Here is a 21,839-nt window from a genome sequence, read left to right on the forward strand (position 1 = left end):
AGACACCATGACCGATCACATCGCCTGGGTGGCGCTCTGCGTCTTCATCTTCTTCTTCGCGCTCGTCACCGTGATGGGCTTCTTCGCGGCGCGCTGGAAATCCGGCCCGGTCAGCGAGCATCTCGACGAATGGGGCCTCGGCGGCCGCCAGTTCGGCACCTGGATCACCTGGTTCCTGGTCGGCGGCGATTTCTACACCGCCTACACCGTGATCGCGGTGCCGGCGCTGGTCTATGCGGTCGGCGCCTATGGCTTCTTCGCGCTGCCCTACACCATCATCGTCTATCCCTTCGTGTTCGCGGTCATGCCGGTGCTGTGGAAGAAGGCGCATGCGAACGGCTACGTCACCGCCGCCGATGTCGTCCACGGCGCCTATGGCTCGCGCGCGCTCGAGCTCGCGGTGGCGCTGACCGGCCTGGTCGCGACCATGCCCTACATCGCGTTGCAGCTGATCGGCATGGAGGTCGTGATCAAGGCGATGGGGCTATCCGGCGAACTGCCGATCATCGCCGCCTTCGTGATCCTCGCGCTCTATACCTATAGCTCCGGCCTGCGCGCGCCGGCGCTGATCGCCTTCGTCAAGGACATCATGATCTACATCGTGGTGCTGGCCGCCGTGGTCGTGGTGCCCGCGAAGCTCGGCGGCTACGGCGCGGTGTTCTCGGCCGCCAACGACGCCTTCACGGCGAAGGGCGGCGCCACCGGCCTAACGTTGAAGCCCGGACAGTATCTGCCCTATGCAACGCTGGCGCTGGGCTCGGCGCTCGCCGCCTTCATGTATCCGCACACGCTGACCGGCATCTTCGCCTCGAAGTCGGCGGATACCATCCGCAAGAATGCGATCCTGCTGCCGGCCTATACGCTGCTGCTCGGCCTGATCGCGCTGCTCGGCTACATGGCCTATGCCGCCGGCATCAAGGTGACTTCGCCGAACGACGTGGTGCCGATGCTGTTCAAGACGCTGTTCCCGGAATGGTTCGCGGGCTTTGCGTTTTCGGCGATCGCGATCGGCGCGCTGGTGCCGGCGGCGGTGATGAGCATCGGTGCCGCCAATCTGTTCACCCGTAATGTCTGGAAGTCCTACGTCAATCCGGACATCTCGCACGCCGGTGAGGCGTCGGTGGCGAAGATCACATCGCTGGTGGTCAAGGTCGGTGCGCTCGCCTTCATCCTGTTCCTGCCGACGCAATATGCGCTCGACCTGCAACTGCTCGGCGGCCTCTGGATCGTGCAGACCCTGCCGGCGCTGGTGTTCGGGCTGTTCACCGTTTGGTTCCGTGCCGAAGGGCTGCTGCTCGGCTGGGCGGTCGGCATCGGCTGGGGCACATATACCGCGTGGAGCAACGGGCTGAAGCCGCTCGCCAGCATCTCGCTCGGCGATGCCAGCTACAGCTTCTATGTCGGCCTCGGTGCGCTGCTGCTCAACATCGTCGTGGCGGTGCTCGCGACCGTCGTAGTCGGCCTGATATCACCCGCCAAGCGCCGCGCGGCGGCCTGAGCCGTCGCCTTGGTCTGACGGCGCGGAGGCAAGTCGTGCGGTGAGCCGCGCGACCTCCGCCCTGGTCTTTTCGATCGCGGCGTCCTTCACCGGCCCATAGCCGCGGATCTCCATCGGCGCCTTTGCCAGCGCGACGAGATCGGGCAGCCGTGCCTTGTCGAGCTTGCCGAGCATGGTCTCGATCAGCGCCTCATACCAGGTGATCAACGCGCGCTCGGTGCGGCGCTCCGCGGTGTAACCGAACAGGTCGAAGGGCGTGCCGCGCAGCCCTCTCAGGCCGGCGAGCAACCGCAGCGGCGTCTGGATCCACTGCCCGAATGCGCGCTTCCTCGGCCGTCCCCGTGCATCGCGTCGCGCTGGGAGGAATGGCGGCGCAAGGTGATATTGCACCGTGAAGTCGCCGTCGAATTCTTGGCTGAGCTCGTCGAGGAAGCCCGACTGCATATGCAGCCGCGCCACCTCATATTCGTCCTTGTAGGCCATCAGCTTGAACAGCGACCGGGCCACGGCGTCGGTCAAGGTCTCGCTGCCGAGCGCCACTTCGGCGCGACGCACGCGGTCGATTGTCGCCCGATAGCGCGCGGCATAGGCCTCGTCCTGATACGCCCTGAGGAAATCGGCGCGCCGCGCGATCATCTGCTCCAGCGTTTCGGGCACATCGGCCGCAGCGCCGTCGGCCTTCGGCAAGAACTCCGGATCGGCGAAGGCGATCCGGCCCCAGGCCAGCGCCTGCCTGTTGCGCTCGATGGCGACGGCGTTCAATTCGATCGCGCGCGTCAGCGCCTCCAGCGAGACCGGCACCAGGCCCTGCTGCCAGGCGAAGCCGAGCATCATGATGTTGGCAAAGACGCTGTCGCCGAGTAGCCGCTCGGCCAGCGCGTTGGCGTCGATCATGGTGAGGTTGCCCGACCCGATCACCCGCTCGATCGCGCGCAAGCGAACCGGCGAGGCGAGGTCGGCATCGCGAAAGCGCACTACGTCGCCGGTCGGCATCTCGGCGATATTGACCGCGGCGCGCATTCCCTTGCGATAGGTGCCGGATGCTTTTGCCGACGAGCTCACCACGAGGTCGCAACCGATCAGCGCGTCAGCCGCGCCCTGGTCGATCCGCACCTGATGCAGCGCGTCGGGCGTAACCGCCAGCCGCAGATAGCTCAGCACGGGGCCGAACTTCTGCGCAAAACCGGTGAAGTCGAGCACAGAGACCCCGTGGCCCTCGAGATGCGCGGCCATTGCGATCAATGCGCCGACCGTGATGACGCCGGTGCCGCCGACGCCGGTGACAAGGAGATCATAGGGCCGCTCCAGTCCCGCAAGCTCCGGCGCCGGCAGCGCGGCTGCACGCGTCAGCGGATCGATTGCGCTCGCGCTCTTCGCCCGCCGCTTGCCGCCCTCGATGGTGACGAAGCTCGGGCAGAAGCCGTTGAGGCAGGAGAAATCCTTGTTGCAGGTCGAGAGGTTGATCCGGCGCTTGCGGCCGAACGGCGTCTCCTTCGGCTCGACGCTGAGGCAGTTGGATTCCACCGAGCAGTCGCCGCAACCCTCGCAGACGAGGTCGTTGATGAAGGCGAAGCGCGCGGGATCCTCGATCGTGCCGCGCTTGCGCCGCCGCCGCTTCTCGGTGGCGCAGGTCTGCTGATAGATCAGCACGGTGACGCCGGGAATTGCGCGCAGCTCGCGCTGCACGGTGTCCATCGCCTCGCGCGGATGGATGGTGACGCCCACGGGCAGATCGGCCGGCGAGAAATGCGCAGGATCGTCGGAGACCAGCGCGATCCGCGCGACGCCCTCGGCGCGGACGGAGTGCGCGATCGCCTGCACGCTAACCGGGCCGTCGACCGGTTGGCCGCCGGTCATCGCCACCGCATCGTTGAACAGGATCTTGTAGGTGATGTTGGCTTTCGCGGCGATCGCCTGCCGGATCGCCATCGAGCCGGAGTGATAATAGGTGCCTTCGCCGAGATTCTGGAACACGTGGCTGTTGCCGGTGAATTTCGACGACGCCGCCCAGTTGACGCCTTCGCCGCCCATCTGGATCAGCGACGAGGTCTCGCGGTCCATCCAGCTTGCCATGAAGTGGCAGCCGATGCCGGCCAGTGCCTTGGAGCCCTCGGGCACTTTCGTCGAGGTGTTATGCGGGCAGCCCGAGCAGAAATACGGCGTGCGCGTCGCGCCCGGCACCGCGATCATGCGGTCCTGTTCGGGCACCAGCGCGGCGACGCGGCGGGCGAGTTGCAGCTCCGGAAACATCGGGTCGAGCCGGCGCGCCAGCACGTCGGCGAGCATGCGCGGCGACAATTCGCCGGTCCAGGAGATCAGCCGCGCGCCGCTCTCGTCATGCTTGCCGACCATCCGCTCCGGCTTGGCGCCGGGATAGTCGTAGAAATACTCCTTGAACTGGCTCTCGATGATGCCGCGTTTCTCCTCGACCACGAGGATCTCGCGCTTGCCCTTCACGAATTCCATCGCATCGTGCAGCGCCAGCGGCCACACCATGCCGACCTTGTAGATGTCGATGCCGAAGCGGCGGCAGGCGGCTTCATCCAGCCCGACCAGCCGCAGCGCCTCCATCAAATCGAGATGCGCCTTGCCCGTGGTGACGATGCCGTAGCTCGCTCCCTTGATGTCGTAGATGTGGCGGTCGATCGGATTGGCTTTCGCAAAGGCGTAGACCGCGTGCTTCTTCGCCTCCAGCCGTTCCTCGATCTGCGGGCCCGGCAGATCCGGCCAGCGATAATGCAGGCCGCCGGCCGGCGGCACGAAATCCGGCTGCACGAAACGGCGCGGCGGCCGCAGCTCGACCGAGGCGCCGGATTCCACGATCTCCGAGATGGCCTTGAAGCCGACCCACATGCCGGAGAACCGGCTCAGCGCGTAGCCATATTCGCCGAAGGCGAGATATTCGCCGACATCGGCCGGATGCAGCGTCGGCATGAACCAGCTCATGAAGGCGACGTCGGACTGGTGCGGCATCGAGGACGACACGCAGCCATGATCGTCGCCGGCGACGACCAGCACGCCGCCATGCGGCGAGGAGCCGTAGGCATTGCCATGCTTCAGCGCATCGCCGGAGCGGTCGACGCCGGGGCCCTTGCCGTACCACAGGGCGAACACGCCATCGACCTCGCGATCCCTCTGCGTCTCGACCTGCTGCGAGCCGAGCACCGCGGTCGCCGCGAGGTCCTCATTGACCGCGGGCAGGAATTCGATGCGGCTGTCCTTGAGCTGCTCGCCGATCTTCCAGAGTTCGAGATCGACGCCGCCGAGCGGCGAGCCGCGATAGCCGGAGATGAAGCCCGCGGTGTTGAGCCCGGCCGCGCGGTCGCGTCGCGCCCGGTCGAGCACGATGCGGACGATCGCCTGCGTACCGGTGAGGAAGACGCGGCCGCGGTCGCGGCTGTAGCGCTCGGACAGCTGGTAGGCGTCGAGCAACGGCATCTGGCCCATGACTGCCCCCTCCGGGAATCGCGATGTCTGATCCGACTAGGCTATGCCTGTGGGCCTGGTAGGTCTTACCTATCCATTCATTCATCAGTGAAAAATCGGCAGGATATTGCTGTAGGTGATGTCATTCGGTAGAATCTACCAAATCGAGGGCCTCGCAATGGTCGAAGAACAGGACGAGAAAATCCTCGCCGAACTGCAGAAGGACGGCCGCGCCACCAACCAGCAGCTTGCGGAAACCGTCGGGATGTCGACCTCGGCGTGCTGGCGCCGGGTCCGTGCGCTGGAAGAGTCCGGGGTCATCTCGGGCTATTCGGCGCTGGTGGCGCGCGAGCGCGCCGGCTTTGCGACCTCGGCGATCCTGCACGTCTCGCTCGAGCGGCACGACGTGAAGTTCGTCGACGAGTTCGTCGCGCGGGTGATGAAGCGCCGCGAAGTGCTGGAATGCTTCGCGACCACCGGCGACGCCGATTATCACCTGCGCGTCGTGGTGCGCGACATGGACGCCTACAATAGATTCTTGGACGAGTTCATGTTCCGGATCCCCGGCATCCGCCACGTCCGCACCAACGTGATCCTGAAGGAAATCAAGACCGGCGTTGCGTTGCCGTTTTGAAGTGATGTGGTCTGACGACGATGATGGGGCCGCGCGCTCAATTTTGTCCCGTCACCCTGAGGAGGCCGCGTAGCGGCCGTCTCGAAGGGCGAACGGCCACCAGCCGGGCCGTGTATCCTTCGAGGCTCGCCCAGCGGCGCAAGTGCGCCGCAAGGCTCGCGCCTCCAGCGACAAAGGCGAAGCCTTTGCGCGGGGATGACGGTCGAAGTAGTCGGTAGGATGGGTAGAGCGAAGCGAAACCCATCATGGTTCCGCGGGTTGGACTTGATGGGTTTCGCTGCGCTCTACCCATCCTACGAGGATACGGGTCATGCTGCCTGTTCTGTCGACTTGGTCTTCAACAGAATCATGAACACCATGACATGGCTGACCAGCAGCAGCGGCACATAGAGCGCCGGGATGTAGATGCCGGCGCCGAACAGGCCGGGATCGCCGATCTTCACGCCGTTGTAATAGGCGTTGAGAAGGTCCAGCGTGCCCCAGATGTTGAACAGCCAGACGATCGGAATCGCGATCGCCCACCGCCAGGACAGCGCCGCCATCGCAAGCAGAGCGAGAACGGCGGCGACGAGATCGCCCCATCCGACCTCGCTTGCGAAATCCGCGCTCAACTGCGGCGACACGAACCCGGCCACCATGAAGTTCATGCCCAGGAACCTGAACGCATGGAACGCTGCGAGCAGCCGGAGCGCGTTGTCACGCGGCATCGCGCGGAGCGCCGGCCAGACATAGGTGACGGCGACGACAGCACTTGTCAGAAACGCGCCGGCGACGCTGAGGACGAATGGAAGATTGAAGCCCGGGGGCATCGGCGGATTCCCTTGTTGTCGGTCGGTTCGGCTGGCTTGCGTTCAGGACCCTGACGCTCAGGGCTTGGCGACGAGCAGGCGGAGCGGCAGCAGCGGGCCGACCCCGATGTACTCGTGATCCATCAGATCGAGCTTGGACAGCGGCAGGCCCTCCATGATCGCGTGCGCCTCGGATGCATCCTTGGTGTCGAGCAGGAAGACCACGCCGCGCCCGTCGGAGCGCGAATACCATTCGCGAATCTTGCCGTTGAGATAGAGCTGCACGGTCTGCCGGATTTCGTCCGGCATCACGGCCATCACCTGATCGCGGGTGACGCCGGCTTTCGCAGTGAGGATGACCATCACGCCGGTGGTGACGGTGGAGGTGGCTTGGGCTTGTGCTTGAGCTTGGGCAAAGGAGGGAGCGGTCATGGAAGTGGTGCCTGTCAGAGTGAGGGTGAGAGCCAGGATTGTGTGACGGATTGTTCGCATCGGTCGCAGGTCTCCGCTCACGACGGGTGTCGTGATGTTGCGTGGAGCAGCGCGCGTCGCGTTGCCGCTGCTTGTGGCTCCGATGTAAGACGGCTTTCCGCGAGCGACTATTCGCGATAATGTTCACGGGCCATGAAGCAGAACTTCACAGTCCGGCAGGGCGCGCTCGACGGCGTCGAGGCATTCCTGGCCGTCGCCCAGCACCGCAGTTTTCGCCGCGCGGCGGCCGAGCTCGGCGTCACGCCGTCAGCGATCAGCCAGGCGGTGCGCGCCCTCGAGGCGCGCCTCGGCGCGGTGCTGTTCATCCGCACCACCCGCAGCGTCGGGCTGACCGATGCCGGCGAACGGTTTCTGGCGCGCGCAAGACCGGCATTCGAGGAGCTGGTCGCGGCGAGCGGGGCGGCGCGCGAGCTCGGGCAGAAGCCTGCGGGGCTGTTGCGTCTCACCGTGCCGCGCTCGGTGGTGCCGATCCTGCTGGAGCCGCTGATCGCCTCGTTCTGCAAGGCCTATCCCGAGATCGAGGTCGAGCTCGCCGCCAGCGAGGAACTGGTCGACCTCGCCGCCGGCGGCTTCGATGCCGGCATCCGGATGGGCCAGTTCATCAATCCGGACATGGTCGCGGTACGACTGACCAAGCCGTTCCCGTTCGCCATCGTCGGCAGTCCGGACTATCTCGCGCGCCGCGGCCGCCCCAAGCGTCCGGACGATCTGCGCGCGCACGCGTGCCTGCGGCTCCGGCGGTCGAACGGAGGGCTCGCGCCGTGGTCGCTGAACGACAATGGCCGTTCGATCGAGCTTGCCGTGTCGGGATCCTTCATCGGCCATGATTTTCCGACGCTGGTCGGCGCCGCCATCGAAGGCGTGGGCCTCGCGCAAGTCCCCGCGCCGCTGATATCAGGCGCGGTGAAGGAGAAGAAGCTTGTCCGCGTGCTGGAGCCATTTGCGCCGACGACGCCGGGCGTGTTCCTCTACTATCCCGGCCACCGCCAGATCATGCCGAAGCTGCGCGCCTTCATCGATCACGTGAAGAGCAGGCCGCGGGCTGGACGGTGAGGAGAGCCCGGATTTGCATTGCTCGTTCAGGTCATCTCGAAATGACGGGAGGGTCTAGGCGCGCTTCTGAGGATGCCAGTCAGGCACCGTCTTGACCATGTGCCAGACCAGCAGGTCGAGGGCGCGGGTCATGCCTTCCCGCGATCTGGTGTTGGTGAACGCCGACCAGCAGAAGTCGCCGCTGGTTCGCACCGAGATCGTTGTCGTTCCGTCCAGCAGGCCGCTGTGCCACCAATTGTTGTTCGCGGTGACGAACAGGCCCTTGGCGTAGCGGGGGTTGATGGCGCTGGGGGTGCTCATGACGCGGAGGCTGTCGTCGGTCAGCAGCTGCTCAGTGTCCTTGAAGCCGTCGATATGGACGAACAGCGTCGTCAAATCGCCCGGCGTCGCAATCCAGCCGCCGTGCGAATCCATCCGGGCGACGTTCATCCGGTACGGATCGCCGGTCTGGCTGTAGTATTTCACTTCGTTGCTTGCGCGCTCGCTCAGCGTATTGCCGGCAATCTGCATGTCGGTGATGCCGCATCGCTTCAGGACGGCGTCCTTGATGTATTGCTCGTAGCTCTGGCCGCTCAGCTTTTCGATCACGCGGCCGAGGATGCAATAGCCGAAGTTCGAATAGGCATAGGCTTCGCCTGGCGGACTGGTGAGCGGCATATGCTCCAGCGTCCAGCCGATCAGTTCGCGATGCTTCAGGTTCTGGTTCATGAACATCGGATCGCGAGACTGGTTTCCCCAGGTCCCGGTGGTGTGGGTCAAGAGATGCTCGACCGTGATCTGCTCGACATGGGAGCGAGACGAGCCGGGTGGCATCAAGCTTGGCAGCGTGGGTGTCGTCGGATAGTCCTTGCCGAGAATGGAGCTTGCGCCGAACACATAGTCGCCGAGCCGCAATTTGCCGGCCTCGATCAGGGTGAAGATCCCGGTCGAGGTCACAGGCTTCGATATGCTCGCGATCCGGAAGCGGTGTTGCGGGGTCAATGCTTCGCCGGTCTCCCGATCCGCAACCCCGAACGCCTCGACATAAGCCGGCTTTCCCTTGATTGCGATCGCGATCGAAAGACCCGGTACATCGTAGTCCTTCATGAAGTCGGCGGCCAGGTCAGCCATCTGCTTGCGTTGCTCCGACGTCGGAAGCTCCGCGGGCAGCTCGGCAAGGGCGGTCGACGGCCCGCAAACGATCCCTGCGGCCGATAGCAGGGAGCCCTGAAGCAACGTTCGGCGTGAAAGTGGCATGGCTGACTTGTCTGATGAGTGCGCGCGGACCTTATTGCGCTTCGCCCTGTGTTGTCACGATGCGAACGGCTGTGTGATCACGTGCGTGAAGTATTTGGTCAGCTCGACGAGGAACGGGACGATGCCGAAGATCATCTCGTTGGTGTGGAAGCGGCCGGTCTCCTTGCCGTTGACGCGGATCGCGGTCTCCATGCGGTCGAGGTCGACATCGGTCTCGATCCACGGGCCCATCGGCTTGAAGGTGTCGGCATTCTTGGCACGCCACAGTCCGCGATCCGCCTTCTGCCAGCTGCGTTCCGAGACGTCGTTGCCGATGGTGTAGCCGAACACGCAGTCCATCGCGTTGGCTTCGGTCAGATGTTTGGCTTTCTTGCCGATCACGACGACGAGCTCGCCCTCGTAATGGATCTTCTCGGTCGCGCTCGCGGGGATCACGACGTTCTCGTCATGGGCGATCAGCGCGTTCTGCGCGCGGTAGCCGATCTCGGGACGATCGGGAACGTTCGGCACGATGCCGGCCTTGTCGGCGGCTTCCTTGAGGTGTTTCAAATAATTCAGCCCGACGCAGTAGAAGGTGCGCGGGATCAGCGGCAGCTCGATCTTGACGTCCTTCAACGCATGCGTCTTCGACGTCTTGCTCCATTCGCCGAACGGATCGCCGTTGACGGCCGTGACGGTGTCGCCCTCGACGAGGCCCCAGGAAGTCGTGCCTGCGGCGGTGAATTTCAGCCAGCGCATGATGATGTCCCTCTATTCCGCGGCCTGCGCGCGGGTCTTCCAGGCGCCCGCGGCCGGGCGCTTCAGCCCGAGATTCTCGCGCAGCGTCGTGCCGGCGTAATCCTCGTGGAACAGCCCGCGCTTCTGCAGTTCGGGCACCACGTGGTTGACGAAGTCGGCATAGGAGCCCGGCACGTAGCTCGCCGCGACGACGAAGCCGTCGCAGCCGCGATTGACAAACATCTCCTCCAGCCGGTCGGCGATCTCCTTCGGGCCGCCGACCATCGCGTCCTGCACTTGGCCGCGGCCGGAGAAAGTGATGAAGTCGCGGGTCGAGGGATTGCTCTTGCCGGAGGTACGCAGCACGCCGTCGCGGATGCCGAGCATGCCTTGCATGCCCTGCAACTCCTCGGTGGTTAGCGGCTCGTCGATCGGTTTGGCGCCGAAATCGAAATTGAGGCCTTCGGCGAGCAGCGACAACGCGTCGATCTCGAGCGGCAGCTTCTGGATCACCGCCATCCGGTCCTCGGCCTCGGCCTTGGTCGCGCCGGTGACCGGGGTGATCAGATTGCAGAGGAACATCTGGTCGGGATCGCGCCCGGCCTTGGCGGCTTCGCCGCGGATCGCGTCATAGCCCTGCTTGGCATTGGCGAGGTTGCGCGCCGCGGTGAAGATCACCTCGCCCCAGCGCCCGGCAAAGCGCTGGCCGCGGCCGGAGGCGCCGGCCTGGATCACGACGGGATGGCCCTGCGCCGAGCGCGGCACCGTGAACGGGCCGCGCGAGGTGAAGAACGGGCCCTTGTGGTCGAGCCGCTTCACCTTGGTCGGATCGGCGAAACGGCCGCTTGTCTTGTCGATCAGCAGCGAACCGTCTTCCCAGGCATCCCAGTGGCCGAGCACCACCTCCATGAACTCGTCGGCGCGGTCATAGCGGTGATCGTGCTCGAGATGCTGCTCGCGGCCCATATTGAGCGCTTCGCCGTCATTGACCGACGTCACCACGTTCCAGGCGGCGCGGCCACCCGTCATCAGGTCGAGCGTGGCGAAGCGGCGGGCGACGTCGAACGGCTCGAAATAGGTGGTGGAGGCGGTCGAGGCGAGGCCGAGCTTGGTGGTGACCATGCCCATCGTGGTCAGCACCACGATCGGGTCCATCTTCACGCAGCGGATGCCGTATTCGACGGTGTGGGCGTGATCGTTGCCGTAGCGATCGGGCATTGCGAGGCGATCGTCGAAGAACGCCATGTGGAACTTGCCGCGCTCCAGGATGCGCGCGATCTCCTGATAGTAGTCCGCCGACATCGAATCGTCGCGCGATTCCGGATGGCGCCAGGAGCTCGGCAGATTGGTGCAGTTCTGCGCCTGCAAAAAGCCAACCAGCGCCATTTGCCGTGTCATGTCGTTCTCCTGTGTCCGCAACTATCAGCGAAGGTCGAGCTCATCGGTGAGCTTGTAATCGGCGGCGAGCGCCTTGAGCTTGTCCCAGGTCGCATCCTCGATCTCGATGCCGTCCTTGCGCCGCTGCTGCTCGCGCAGATATTCGATCTCGCCCGGATAGAACACGCCGCGGCTCCCTTCCGAGGGCGGCGTCGATTTCAAATAGCGGGCGAAGTCGGCGACTTCCTTCCTGAAGTCCTTGAGCGGACGGAATGCGGCGACGTTGAACACCGCCATGAAGCAGCCGTCGTTGTGTCGGCCGGTCGGCTCGACGCCGAAGCCGAGCCCGGTCAGGAGGCCGCACAGCACCTCGACCATCGCGGCAAGGCCCGAGCCCTTGTAGCCTTCGCTGCCGCCGAGCGGCAGCAGCGCGCCGCCCTTGCGGTAGTCTTTCGGGTCAGTGGTGTCGCGCCCCTCGGCATCGATGATCCAGCCCTTCGGGATGCTCTCGCCGCGCGCCACCGCGAGCTGGATCTTGCCGGCGGCGACCGCCGAGGTCGCCATATCCAGGTAGAATGGCGCCTCGAGGTCGGAGGGCACCGCGATCGAGAGCGGGTTGGTGCCGAGCCGGGCCTCGCGGCCGCCGAACGGCGCCACGTGCTTCGGCGAGCGGCCGGAATCGGCGGCCGCAATCCCGATCATGCCCTCGCGCATCGCCATCATCGGGTAGTGCGCCAGCCGTCCGACGTGGCTTTGGCGGAACACGGTGCAGGCCGCGACATTGGCGGTCTTCGCCTTGTTGATGGTCATCTCCATCGCCTTGGCGTTGACGTGGAAGCCGAAGCCCCAATGACCGTCGATCACGGTCGTGGTCGGGGTCTCCTGCACGATGGTCCATTTCGCGCCGGGCACGATGTGGCCGGCCTTGATGCGGTCGATATAGGTCGGGATTGCGATCACGCCGTGGGAGTCGTGGCCGGCGAGGTTGGCGTTGACGCAGCCGGAGGCGACTGCGCTGGCCTCCTCCTCCGATGCGCCCGCGCCCTTGAGGAGCGCCGCGCCGATGCGCGTGAGACGGTCGGCCTGGACGATCGGCATGGGATTTTCCTCGCGGTCTGCCCGCGTGATGCGCGGGTCGTGCTTGCTGTTGTCGACGTCATGCTCTCAAAGCGCCGAGGGGCGAGCAAGGGCAGAAAAATCCGAGCGGCCATACCGCCAGCAGGGTGCTCGCCGCCGCGATTTCACCGAGTGGAACGGGCGCGGTCGCGATGCGGAATTTGGCTGCTCGGGCGGCGCGAGCAGGACGTCCATCCGCGCCTCGCCACCCTCCGCCTCAGGCTGGCACACCGGTGTCCGTAATATCCCGGAAAACCGCAACCGGCGTTCGTCAGCCGTTTACTTTGTCGTGCAACTTGCCGGATACGCTAACCACCACTTAGGCCTCTCGCGGGCAATGTTCCCCGCCAGATTGGAGGGGTTGGCCCCGCGGCCTTCAGGAATCGTGCAGTCGAGCATCGGGCGTACCTTCGCGGCGTTGAGTGCCACCAACGAAGCGATCCTGTACGCGAAATCACCAGAAGAATTGTACGGCAAGGTCTGCGAAGCCGCGTTCTCGAGCGGGAGCTTCCTGGCCGCGACCGTGTTTTTGCTGGAGCCGGATACCGGTCTCTTGAGGTTCGCGGCTGGCTACGGCGACGATGTCGCGCGACTACGCAGCATCACCATTTCCGCGATCGCCAACACCCCGGAGGGCGAAGGCGTGGCCGGCCGCGCGTTCCGCGACCAGAAGGCCTGCGTCCGCAACGACTATGTCAACGACGCTGTTTCTGCGGCCTGGCGCAGCGGCGCGGCAGCGGCCGGCGTCGGGGCGGCCGCCGCGGTGCCGCTGGTTTGCAACCGGCGCAGCGTCGGCGTCTTCATGGTGACGCGGCGCGAGATCAATTCGCTCAGCGACGAGGCCGTTTCGCTGCTGGAGCGCATGGCCGCGAACGTGTCCTTCGCGCTCGATAATTTCGACCACGAAGCCTCGCGCAAGAGCGGCGAGCGGGCCATGCGCCGGCTCAACCGCATGTTCGGCGCGATCAGCGCAACCAACGAGGCGATCCTTCGCGCCAAGACCGAGCATGATCTCTATCAGCGGGTCTGCGATGCCGCGGTTTTCAGCGGAAAGTCCTTCGCCACGGTGGTGCTGCTGGCCGAACCCGACACGCACTGGTTCGAGCCTGTCGCCGGCACCGGCGAGGCGCTCGACCTGATCACCCAGACGCGCTTCTCGACCGATCCGGACAACGTCTACGGCAAGGGGATTTGCGGCGAGGCGTTCCGGACCCAGCGGCCCTGCGTCGAGCACGACATCCCGATATCGATGAGCCCGTCGCATATGCCGATCGGCGGCAGCGGCCTGATGGCCTGCGTGGCGCTGCCGCTCACCCGGTTCGGCAAGAGCGTCGGCGTCCTGATCTTCTTCACCGGCAATTCCTGGGCGCGTGACCAGGAGATCATCGCGCTGCTCGCGGGGATCGCCGAGAATGTCTCGGTCGCGCTCGACAATTTCGGCCGTGCCACCGAAAAGGCCAAGGCCGACGCCGAGCGCGAGCGGCTGTCGCGGATGTTCGCGGCGCTGAGCGCGACCAACGAGGCGATCATGCGCGCGAGGTCGCGGCTCGAGATGTTCGAGCTGGTCTGCGCGGCGGCGGCGCATGGCGGCGGGTTCAACTCCACCAGCATCCTGATCGCGAAGCCCGGCGACGATTTCCTGGAGATGATGGCGGTCGCGGGGCCTACCGCGGCAAATGCGCGCCGCCTCAACGTCTCGCGCAGCGAGGCTCGCCCCGAAGGGCGCGGCGTCTGCGGCCGGGCGTTCCGCTCGCGGCGCGCCTGCATCAACAACGATTTTCTGGGCGACGTCGCCAACAATCCGTTCCGGGACGTCATCGACCGCGAGGATGCGCGATCGGGCGCGGCGTTCCCGTTGATCGTCGACGACGAGCCGGTCGGCGTGATGCTGTTCATCTCCGCCAAGCGCAACACCTTCTCGGCTGAATTCGCCGAGCTGCTGCAGCGGCTCGCCGACAACGTCTCCTATGCGCTCGGCAGCTTCGACCGTGCCGACGAGAAGGCGCGGACCGAGGAGCAGAAGGAGCGGCTGCGGCGGATGTTCGCGGCGCTGAGCGCGACCAACGAGGCGATCATGCGGGCGAAATCCCGCAGCGAACTGTTCGATCTGGTCTGCGATGCCGCGGCGGTCGGCGGCCAGTTCGTCTCGGCCACGATCAGGCTGGTGCGCCCGGGCGAGGTCTTCCTGGACAATGTGGCCGCCTCGGGCCCCGACCGGGTGCGGGCCCGAGAGGTTCAGCTGTCGGCCGACGCGACGCGTCCGGAGGGACAGACGCTGACCGGCGTTGCGATCCGCACGCGCAGGCCCTGCATCAGCAACGACTATCTCAGCGATTTCGGCCCCGAATCGCACGTCTATCCGGCCGTGCGCGACAGCGGCAGCAAATCGGGCGCAGCCCTGCCGCTGCTCAAGAACGGCGAGGCGATCGGCGCGCTAGTGTTTCTCTCCAGCGAGTTCGGCACCTTCAGCCCGGAGATGATGGCGCTGTTGCAGCGGCTTGCCGAGAACGTGTCGTTCGCGCTTGCCAATTTCGATCGCGCCGACGAGAAGGCGCGGGACGACGAGCAGAAGGAGCGGCTGTCGCGGATGTTCGCGGCGCTGAGCGCGACCAATGAGGCGATCATGCGGGCGAAGTCCCGCGCAGAATTGTATCGACTGGTCTGCGCGGCGGCGGCGACCGGCGGCAAGTTCACCTCGACTACGATCGCGCTGGCGCAGACCGGAAGCGACTATCTGCGGATCGTCGCGATTGCGGGGCCGGCGGCGGAGGGCGCGCGCCAGGTGACGCTCTCGACCAGCGAGGCGCACCCCGAGGGGCGCGGCGCCTGCGGTCGGGCGTTCCGCTCCGGCAAGGCGTGCATCATCAACGACTATTTTGCCGATCCCGAGACCGCCGCTTTCCATGAGCGCGCGCGGCTCGATGGAACGCAGTCCAGCGCCTCGTTTCCGCTTGTTGTCAGCGGGCAGGTGGTCGGGGTCATGATCTTCGTCGCGATCGACAAGGACACGTTCACGCCGGAGTTCGCCGAATTGCTGCAGCGCCTTGCCGACAATCTGGCGTTCGCGCTCGAGAGCTTCGATCGCGCCGATGAGAAACACAAGGCCGACGAGCGCATCGAATATCTTGCCTCGCACGACAGCCTGACCAATCTGCCCAACCGCGAGACGTTCAACGAGATGCTGCATCACGCGATCTCGGCGGCGGATCGCCATCGCCGGCAGCTCGCGGTGCTGTTCATCGATCTCGACCGCTTCAAGGTGATCAACGATTCGCTCGGCCACGACGCAGGCGACATGCTGCTGGTGGCGATCGCCGATCGGCTGCGTGGATCGTTGCGCGCGAGCGACGTGGTGGCGCGGCTCGGCGGCGACGAGTTCGTGGTCATCCTCGAGGAAACCGCCGAACGCGACGACGTCGAGCGCATTGCCGGCAATCTTCTGGTTTCGCTCAGCCAGCCGCTGCAGCTCAGTGGGCATGAGTGCCACACCACGGCCTCGATCGGCATCGCGATGTATCCGGCCGATGGCTCGGACGTGCAGACGCTGACCAAGAATGCCGACATGGCGATGTATCTCGCCAAGGAAGACGGCAAGAACGGCTTCCGCTTCTTCTCCAACGAGATCAGGGCGCAGTCGATCGAGCGCCTGACGATGGAGAGCGCATTGCGCCGCGCGCTGGAGCGCAAGCAATTCTCGCTCGACTATCAGCCCAAGGTGGATATGGCGAGCGGGCAGATCAGCGGTGTCGAGGCGCTGCTGCGCTGGACCCATCCCGAGCTTGGCAAGGTATCGCCGGGGCAGTTCATTCCGCTTGCCGAGGAAACCGGCCTGATCGTGCCGATCGGCCGCTGGGTGCTGAAGGAAGCCTGCGGGCAGAACATGGCGTGGCAGCGCCGCGGCCTCAGGGCCGTGACGATGGCGGTCAACCTTTCACCGCGGCAGTTCGGCGATCCGAACTTGCTCGACGACATCGACGCGGCGCTGGAGGAGAGCGGCATGTCGCCGGCGTTGCTCCAGCTCGAGGTCACCGAGAGCATGGTGATGCGCAACGTGACGCGTGCGGTGCGCGTGCTCGACGCGATCCAGAATCGCGGCATTCGGCTGGCGATCGACGATTTCGGCACCGGCTATTCATCGATGTCGCTGATGAAGCAGTTCCCGATCGACACCATCAAGATCGACCGCTCTTTCGTGCGCGACCTGCCCAATGATTCCGAGGACGTCGCGATCGCGCAGGCGATCATCTCGATGGGCAAGGCGCTTGGCATGACCATCGTCGCCGAGGGCGTCGAGACCTCCGAGCAGCAGGAATTCCTGCGCGCCCATGCCTGCGACGAGATGCAGGGCTTCCTGTTCAGCCGGCCGCTGCCGCCGCGCGATCTCGCCGAATTGTTGAAGCCGTCGCAGGCAGAGGCGTCGCCGCCGTTGCAGCCGTCGCTGGATGGCGAGGCGACCAGCGAGGCCGGGCCGGATCTAGGGCGGAAACGCGCTGTCGTCTGACGGCTGCACGGGCAGGTCGCGAACATCGGAATCGGTTGATGCGACCTTGCGCGAGAAATCATAGGGCCACGGCAGGATGTCCTGGCCGGCCAAGGTCTGGCGCAACACAAGGGCAGCTTCCGCAAAACTCGCGCCGTCGGGCAGGCGGAGCTGGCGGCTCCAGGCGGATGGCAGCGGTTCGGCGGCATCGCGCATCTCGAATGCCGGCCCCCACCACCAGGCCGGCGCGGGCGGCCGTTCCGGTTCCGGAATGACGCGCCAGCGCGCGAACTCGTCGACGATGCGGGCAAATTGCAGCTTGGCGGCGGGATGCATCGAAGGCCCTTCCTTGGGCCGGGATGATAGCATCGCTCCCACCCCGCGCAACGCGGCTATTGACGGCCGTGCTGCCAATGCGCCGTCACGTCGGAGCCCGATTTGTTGAGGTGGACGTGCTGGTCGACATGGTCGACCCAGGACAGCGGAATGAAGTGATGGTGCTGACCGTCAGGCGAGCTTTGCTTGGTCAGCTTGATCTGGTCGGTGCCTTCCATGTGGTCGACCTTGCCGACCGTTTTCTTGTCCGACGAGATCACATCCATATGTTCCCGAATATCAGCGGCGTTTGCCATGCGTCATTTCCTCGTCATGATGATGAGGGGATGAAACGCCGTCTGGATGCAAAGGTTGCTAGCCGGTTCCGGCTACTTCTGTTCGACCTCGGTCGCGGTGGCCGGGCCTTCGCCCATGATCAGCAGCACGGCGTCCTCGTCCTTGGCGCCGTCCCAGTGCACCTGCTTGCCGAAATGGGTGACGAAGCTGCCGGCCGGCATCGCCACGGTGCCGTGATCGGGATCGAATTTCGGACCCGAGCCCACCCACCAGGTGCCCTTGAGCACCACGATGTAGCGGTCGTTGGGATGGAAATGCGGACGGCTGAAGTGATTGCCCTTGGTCCATTTGGTGTAGACCATGTAGAAGCCGGGCTTCGCGGGATCGCCGACCACGACCGCATTCTGCGCGCCGCGCGCATCGACCGGGCTCCAGGGAATCTGATCCGGCAGCTTGTAGGTCACGGCAGCCGGATTGAGCTCGGCTGCGGAGCTGACGCTCAGCGTCGCGGCAAAAGCCAACGGCATCATCAGATATCGCCAAGGTCGGTTCGACGCCGTCATCGGTATGCTCCCAGATCGGATTACTCGGGCGACTGCCGCGCCCGTACGTCGCGCGATGCTAGTCGTCCTCGCTTCCGCCCGGCAAGACGCCGCCGTGCATGTCTGATCTCAGGATTGCGGCAACGATCCGTGACACAACGCAGTTGCAATATGAAAAAGCATTTACGCCGCCGCAGACGATGATAGGTTGCGCGCCAACCAAAAGACGGGAGGATAACCTTGAAGAAGCATCTGTCGATACTGGCGGCGGGATTTGTGATCGGTGCGGCCGCGCTGCAATTTTCCACCGCCGCCTCGGGGGACGACGGCTGGGTCACGCTGCTCGACAGCTCCAAGAAGGGTGACTGGGACGAGGTCGGCAAGGCCAATTGGGCGATGAAGGACGGCGCGCTGGTCGCCGACAAGCTCGACGGCAAGGATCTCTCCTATCTCGTCAGCAAAAACCAATACAAGGATTTCCAGATCAGGGCGGAGTTCTGGACCGACGAGGATGCCAACAGCGGCATCTTCATCCGCTGCGAAAGCAACAAGGTGATCGACTCCAAGGTCTGCTACGAGGTCAACATCTTCGACAAGCGGCCGGACCCGACCTACGGCACCGGCGCGATTGTCGACGTCGGCAAGGTCGATCCGATGCCGAAGGCGGCCGGCAAATGGAACGTCTACGAGATCACGGCGCAGGGGCCGCATTTCGTCGTGACGCTGAACGGCCAGAAGACCGTCGACGCCCAGGATTCCAAGCACGCCAACGGCTATATCGCGCTCCAGTATGGTTCGGGCGTGGTCAAGTTCCGCAAGGTGCAGATCAAGCCGCTCTGACGGCGCAGGTTGAGCGGGGCCTCGGTCGCACTGCGACGAGGCCCCTCCTCATTGAGGAGCACTGACGGTCGCAGAGACCTTCCGATCGTCGCCTTGCGTGCGCAGATGATGGCCGATCACGAGCCCGGTCAGGCACAGCAACAGCCCGAGTGCCGGCGGCGCAAACAGCGCCTCTTCCTGGAAGATGCCGTTCACCAGAACGACCATCGTGCCGAAAGCGGCGAGCCCCTGGCTGAGGATTCCCGACGAGGCGTAGAGGCGCCAGGCCTTCAGCGCCATCGCCAGGAAGTAGCCAAGCGGCACCAGTGAGCCGATCCCCATCTGGTACAGCAACACGCCGACAGCGCTCTCTACCGCGCCGTCCATCGTGCCGGCCGCCTGCGCGGCGTTCCAATCGATCGAGAAGTAGCCTTCGGAGAGATTGCCGCCGACGCCAAGTCCGCGGCCGATCGGATTCTGCCGAAAGCCGTCCCATCCGCCCATGAAGCCGATCACGTGGAAGTCGCCGATCTGGAGTCCGATATAGATCGCGGCGATGGCGTACAGCACGAGCCCGACCAGCGCGACGGCAAGGGTGACGGTTGCGCCGAGCAGCCAGGTTGCCGTCCAGCCCAGGGCGACGAAGATGACCAGGATGAGCGCGCCCTTCACGCTACAGCAAATCAGCAGCGGAATCGCAGCCAGCGCCAGCCAGCGATATCCGACCGCGAACAGGAACAGGATGGAGAAGGCGATCCCGTAACCGAAGCTGATCGGGCTCATATTCGGTCCGAAGATGCGCAACAACGACGAGAGGCCGAGGTCCTCGAACAACGGGCTGTTGAGAAAGCTGAAACGGAAGCGATCGATCAGATCCACCGGCACCCTGCCGGTTGCGCGCATCTCGGCTTCCCAGGATCCGGAGCGGGTCGCCTTCAGCTCGTCGAAATGCCAGAACGTGTAGCCGTTGGTGATGGAGAGCCAGAAATCGCGGAACAGCAGTTCGACATATCCGCAGACGATCAGCAGCGCGGCAACCGTCACCAGGAGCGGCGTGATGCGGATCTCGAAGGTTGCGGCCGTCAGCAGCGATAGCTGAAACAGAAACAGCGGCAGCGCAATGTTGCGCAGATAGACGAGGGCCGCGTGCGAATCCTGCGTGGCGCCGAGCAGGAAATACGCCGTTACGGTTGCGAGCGTGATCAACCCCCATTTCATGATCCGGTCGATCTCGGCGGAGTGTTTGCGCTCGTGCAGCGCGTAGAGCGCCAGCGTGACCAGCCACATCACCGCGATGACCAGGAAATTGTAGCCCTTGACGAAATCCATCTCCTGCTCGGTCGTCATGTAGGACGACAGGATCGAGACGAAGAGGTTCTGGAAGAAGATGATGAAGATGGCGATCGACGGCGCGTAGGCCGGCACCGCGAGCACGATGGCGCAGCCGATCAGACTTTCGACGACGATCGCGAGCCCGGCGTTTGCCGCCTGCATGATCGGTGCGAATGCGATCGATGCCACGGCGATGCCGAGTGCAGGAATCAGATCGCCGGCCAACAGCGGCCGCGGGGCTATCTCTGCTCGCACAGGCTCTGACCTAATGTGACCGGACGTGTGGGCGTGCCACACCGCATCGTCGATCTAGCCGCGCATTGTGTAATAACCGGTTAACCAGATGGGTCAGCGGGTCCCGAGCAGGGCCCTCAGCGCCTCGCGGTCGACCTTGCCGGTGACCGGGTCGGCGAGGCCGAAGCCTTGCGACAGCTCCCAATGGGTCCAGCCCCAGCATTGTTGCCGGGCGTAGGCCGTCACGCCGGCGAGCCAGCGCAGCCGGCTGTCGCGCGGCGCTCCGGCCTTGAGCACACCGAATTCATTGATGATGATCGGCCGCGAATATTGCCGTTGCCAGGCGGCCGCCGGTTCGAGCCATTTGTCGATGCCGCGGTCGGGAATGGCGCGGTCCACCATCGCGAGCGCCTTGCGCTTGTCCAGCGCGGTGAGCTGATCCCGCAGCTGCTGAACCCCGGGATCGTCGGCGCGGACCGGATAGGGCAATCCGGTGACATCATGCAGCGGCTCACCCGGATCCCAATGGGCCTGATGGGTGAACACCATCGGATCGTAGAAGTGGATGGCATAGACGACGTTCGGATCGTCGAGCGGAATGAAATCCGGCAGCGAATCCGCGCGCTGCCAGTTGACCGGCCCGGTGACCAGCGTGGTCTGCGGCAGCAGGCCGCGAATGAGGCCGGCCAGCTCCCGGACTTCGCCCTGCCATTGCGCGGCCTCGACATCCGGCTCGTTCAACAGTTCCGCAAACACACGGTCGGACGGATAGCGCTGCATGACCCGTGCGAGCTCGGTCCAGGCGCGTTTCATTTCGATCATCGCACTGGTGGGATCGTCCTTGTGCAGCGCGTTGAAGCGCTCGCCGGAATGCAGGTCGATCGACACCGCATAGCCGAGCGCGAGCAGGGTCTTGAGCGCCGCATCGATGGTGCGCAGGCGGCCGTCGATCTCGGCTTTCGCGGCGAAGCGCGGCATGACGAAGTCGGCGGGCATCGGCAGCCGGATGTGGGTCATGCCGGCCTTGCGCAGTTCAAGCAACAGGGCGCGGGGCGGCGCCGACCGCGGATCGGCGATCCAGCCGTCGGCATTGACGCCGCGTGACAGCGCCTTGAGCCGTTCGGCCGGGACGCCGTCGATCAAGGCGGGACAGGCCCGCGCGGCGACCGACAGCAGAATCGACGCGCTGACCGCGAGGGCAAGGATCGATGGCCGCGTCATGACCGATCAGCGTGCGATGGTTGTCGCGGGATCGTGACGGGTTGCGGGGCGCTCACGAATATACTGCCTGTAGTGTTCGAGCCGGCCGGGGTTGCGGGGCGTCGTCCGAAAGATAGCTCGGCGATGCAACGATGCGGTAAAGGCGTAACACGAAAATTTAACTTATGCGCCTTCGCCGACTATCCACGAGAATCGCAAAGCGCTTGGTCGCGACCGCGCCGTGCTGGCGCTGCGTCACTATCCGAAATTCTCCGCGCGGCTG

At 65.0% G+C, this 21,839-nt stretch carries 17 protein-coding genes; 5 read left to right on the plus strand and 12 right to left on the minus strand.

What is annotated here, in order from left to right; all coding sequences use genetic code 11:
* Positions 1–7: 7 nt before the first annotated feature.
* Entirely contained in the window at positions 8–1,498 is a 1,491-nt protein-coding gene (locus tag I6F38_RS25060) for a sodium:solute symporter family protein (RefSeq protein WP_225162209.1), read from the plus strand.
* Here the strand turns inward: I6F38_RS25060 and I6F38_RS25065 are convergent.
* Positions 1,469–4,945 (minus strand): indolepyruvate ferredoxin oxidoreductase family protein, encoded by a 3,477-nt coding sequence (locus I6F38_RS25065; protein WP_225162210.1) that lies wholly within the window; start codon positions 4,943–4,945, stop codon positions 1,469–1,471. The genes I6F38_RS25060 and I6F38_RS25065 overlap by 30 nt on opposite strands.
* A gap of 157 nt (positions 4,946–5,102) precedes the next feature.
* On the opposite strand from I6F38_RS25065, the gene I6F38_RS25070 reads away from it, so the two are divergent.
* Entirely contained in the window at positions 5,103–5,558 is a 456-nt protein-coding gene (locus tag I6F38_RS25070; protein WP_028341140.1) for an Lrp/AsnC family transcriptional regulator, read from the plus strand.
* Positions 5,559–5,866: 308 nt separating this feature from the next.
* Here the strand turns inward: I6F38_RS25070 and I6F38_RS25075 are convergent, their stop codons facing one another.
* Together I6F38_RS25075 and I6F38_RS25080 are read right to left on the minus strand one after the other, a co-directional pair.
* A complete protein-coding gene (locus I6F38_RS25075) occupies positions 5,867–6,367 on the minus strand; it encodes a hypothetical protein (protein ID WP_225162211.1) in 501 nt (166 codons plus the stop codon).
* Positions 6,368–6,424: 57 nt separating this feature from the next.
* The gene (locus I6F38_RS25080) at positions 6,425–6,778 is read right to left on the minus strand and encodes a hypothetical protein (protein WP_225162212.1); all 354 of its coding nucleotides are present in this window, start codon (positions 6,776–6,778) and stop codon (positions 6,425–6,427) included.
* A 192-nt stretch (positions 6,779–6,970) separates the two neighbouring features.
* Between I6F38_RS25080 and I6F38_RS25085 the strand changes: the two genes are divergently transcribed.
* Positions 6,971–7,891 (plus strand): LysR family transcriptional regulator, encoded by a 921-nt coding sequence (locus I6F38_RS25085; protein ID WP_225162213.1) that lies wholly within the window; start codon positions 6,971–6,973, stop codon positions 7,889–7,891.
* A 54-nt stretch (positions 7,892–7,945) separates the two neighbouring features.
* Here I6F38_RS25085 and I6F38_RS25090 read toward each other — a convergent pair whose 3' ends face one another.
* The 4 genes from I6F38_RS25090 to I6F38_RS25105 all read right to left on the minus strand — a co-directional run bounded on the left by I6F38_RS25090 (position 7,946) and on the right by I6F38_RS25105 (position 12,319).
* Complete coding sequence (locus tag I6F38_RS25090; protein WP_225162214.1) at positions 7,946–9,001, minus strand: serine hydrolase domain-containing protein; 1,056 nt, start codon at positions 8,999–9,001, stop codon at positions 7,946–7,948.
* A 180-nt stretch (positions 9,002–9,181) separates the two neighbouring features.
* Positions 9,182–9,865, minus strand: a complete 684-nt coding sequence (locus tag I6F38_RS25095; RefSeq protein WP_225162215.1) for a fumarylacetoacetate hydrolase family protein — start codon at positions 9,863–9,865, stop codon at positions 9,182–9,184.
* 12 nt (positions 9,866–9,877) lie between these two features.
* Positions 9,878–11,242, minus strand: a complete 1,365-nt coding sequence (locus tag I6F38_RS25100; protein WP_225162216.1) for an LLM class flavin-dependent oxidoreductase — start codon at positions 11,240–11,242, stop codon at positions 9,878–9,880.
* 24 nt (positions 11,243–11,266) lie between these two features.
* The gene (locus I6F38_RS25105) at positions 11,267–12,319 is read right to left on the minus strand and encodes an Ldh family oxidoreductase (protein WP_225162217.1); all 1,053 of its coding nucleotides are present in this window, start codon (positions 12,317–12,319) and stop codon (positions 11,267–11,269) included.
* A gap of 403 nt (positions 12,320–12,722) precedes the next feature.
* Here I6F38_RS25105 and I6F38_RS25110 point away from each other — a divergent pair, with 403 nt between their 5' ends.
* Entirely contained in the window at positions 12,723–16,838 is a 4,116-nt protein-coding gene (locus tag I6F38_RS25110) for a GAF domain-containing protein (protein ID WP_225162218.1), read from the plus strand.
* Here I6F38_RS25110 and I6F38_RS25115 read toward each other — a convergent pair.
* From I6F38_RS25115 to I6F38_RS25125, 3 genes are all read right to left on the minus strand, one after another.
* Positions 16,812–17,153, minus strand: coding sequence for a hypothetical protein (locus I6F38_RS25115; RefSeq protein ID WP_225162219.1), 342 nt, complete (start codon positions 17,151–17,153; stop codon positions 16,812–16,814). The two genes, I6F38_RS25110 and I6F38_RS25115, sit on opposite strands and share 27 nt — an antisense overlap.
* A gap of 56 nt (positions 17,154–17,209) precedes the next feature.
* Positions 17,210–17,449, minus strand: coding sequence for a DUF2171 domain-containing protein (locus tag I6F38_RS25120; RefSeq protein WP_057015458.1), 240 nt, complete (start codon positions 17,447–17,449; stop codon positions 17,210–17,212).
* 72 nt (positions 17,450–17,521) lie between these two features.
* Positions 17,522–17,959, minus strand: coding sequence for a cupin domain-containing protein (locus I6F38_RS25125; protein WP_225162220.1), 438 nt, complete (start codon positions 17,957–17,959; stop codon positions 17,522–17,524).
* Between the two features lie 252 nt (positions 17,960–18,211).
* Between I6F38_RS25125 and I6F38_RS25130 the strand changes: the two genes are divergently transcribed.
* Positions 18,212–18,811 carry a DUF1080 domain-containing protein gene (locus tag I6F38_RS25130; RefSeq protein WP_225162221.1) on the plus strand — a complete coding sequence of 200 codons (600 nt, stop codon included), beginning with the start codon at positions 18,212–18,214 and terminating at the stop codon, positions 18,809–18,811.
* A 48-nt stretch (positions 18,812–18,859) separates the two neighbouring features.
* Here the strand turns inward: I6F38_RS25130 and I6F38_RS25135 are convergent, their stop codons facing one another.
* A complete protein-coding gene (locus I6F38_RS25135; protein ID WP_225162222.1) occupies positions 18,860–20,419 on the minus strand; it encodes a hypothetical protein in 1,560 nt (519 codons plus the stop codon).
* 51 nt (positions 20,420–20,470) lie between these two features.
* Positions 20,471–21,577 (minus strand): cellulase family glycosylhydrolase, encoded by a 1,107-nt coding sequence (locus tag I6F38_RS25140; RefSeq protein ID WP_225162223.1) that lies wholly within the window; start codon positions 21,575–21,577, stop codon positions 20,471–20,473.
* Positions 21,578–21,839 lie beyond the last annotated feature (262 nt).

It is taken from the genome of Bradyrhizobium sp. BRP56, from assembly GCF_020194035.1.
GTDB classification, from domain to species: Bacteria; Pseudomonadota; Alphaproteobacteria; order Rhizobiales; family Xanthobacteraceae; genus Bradyrhizobium; species Bradyrhizobium australafricanum.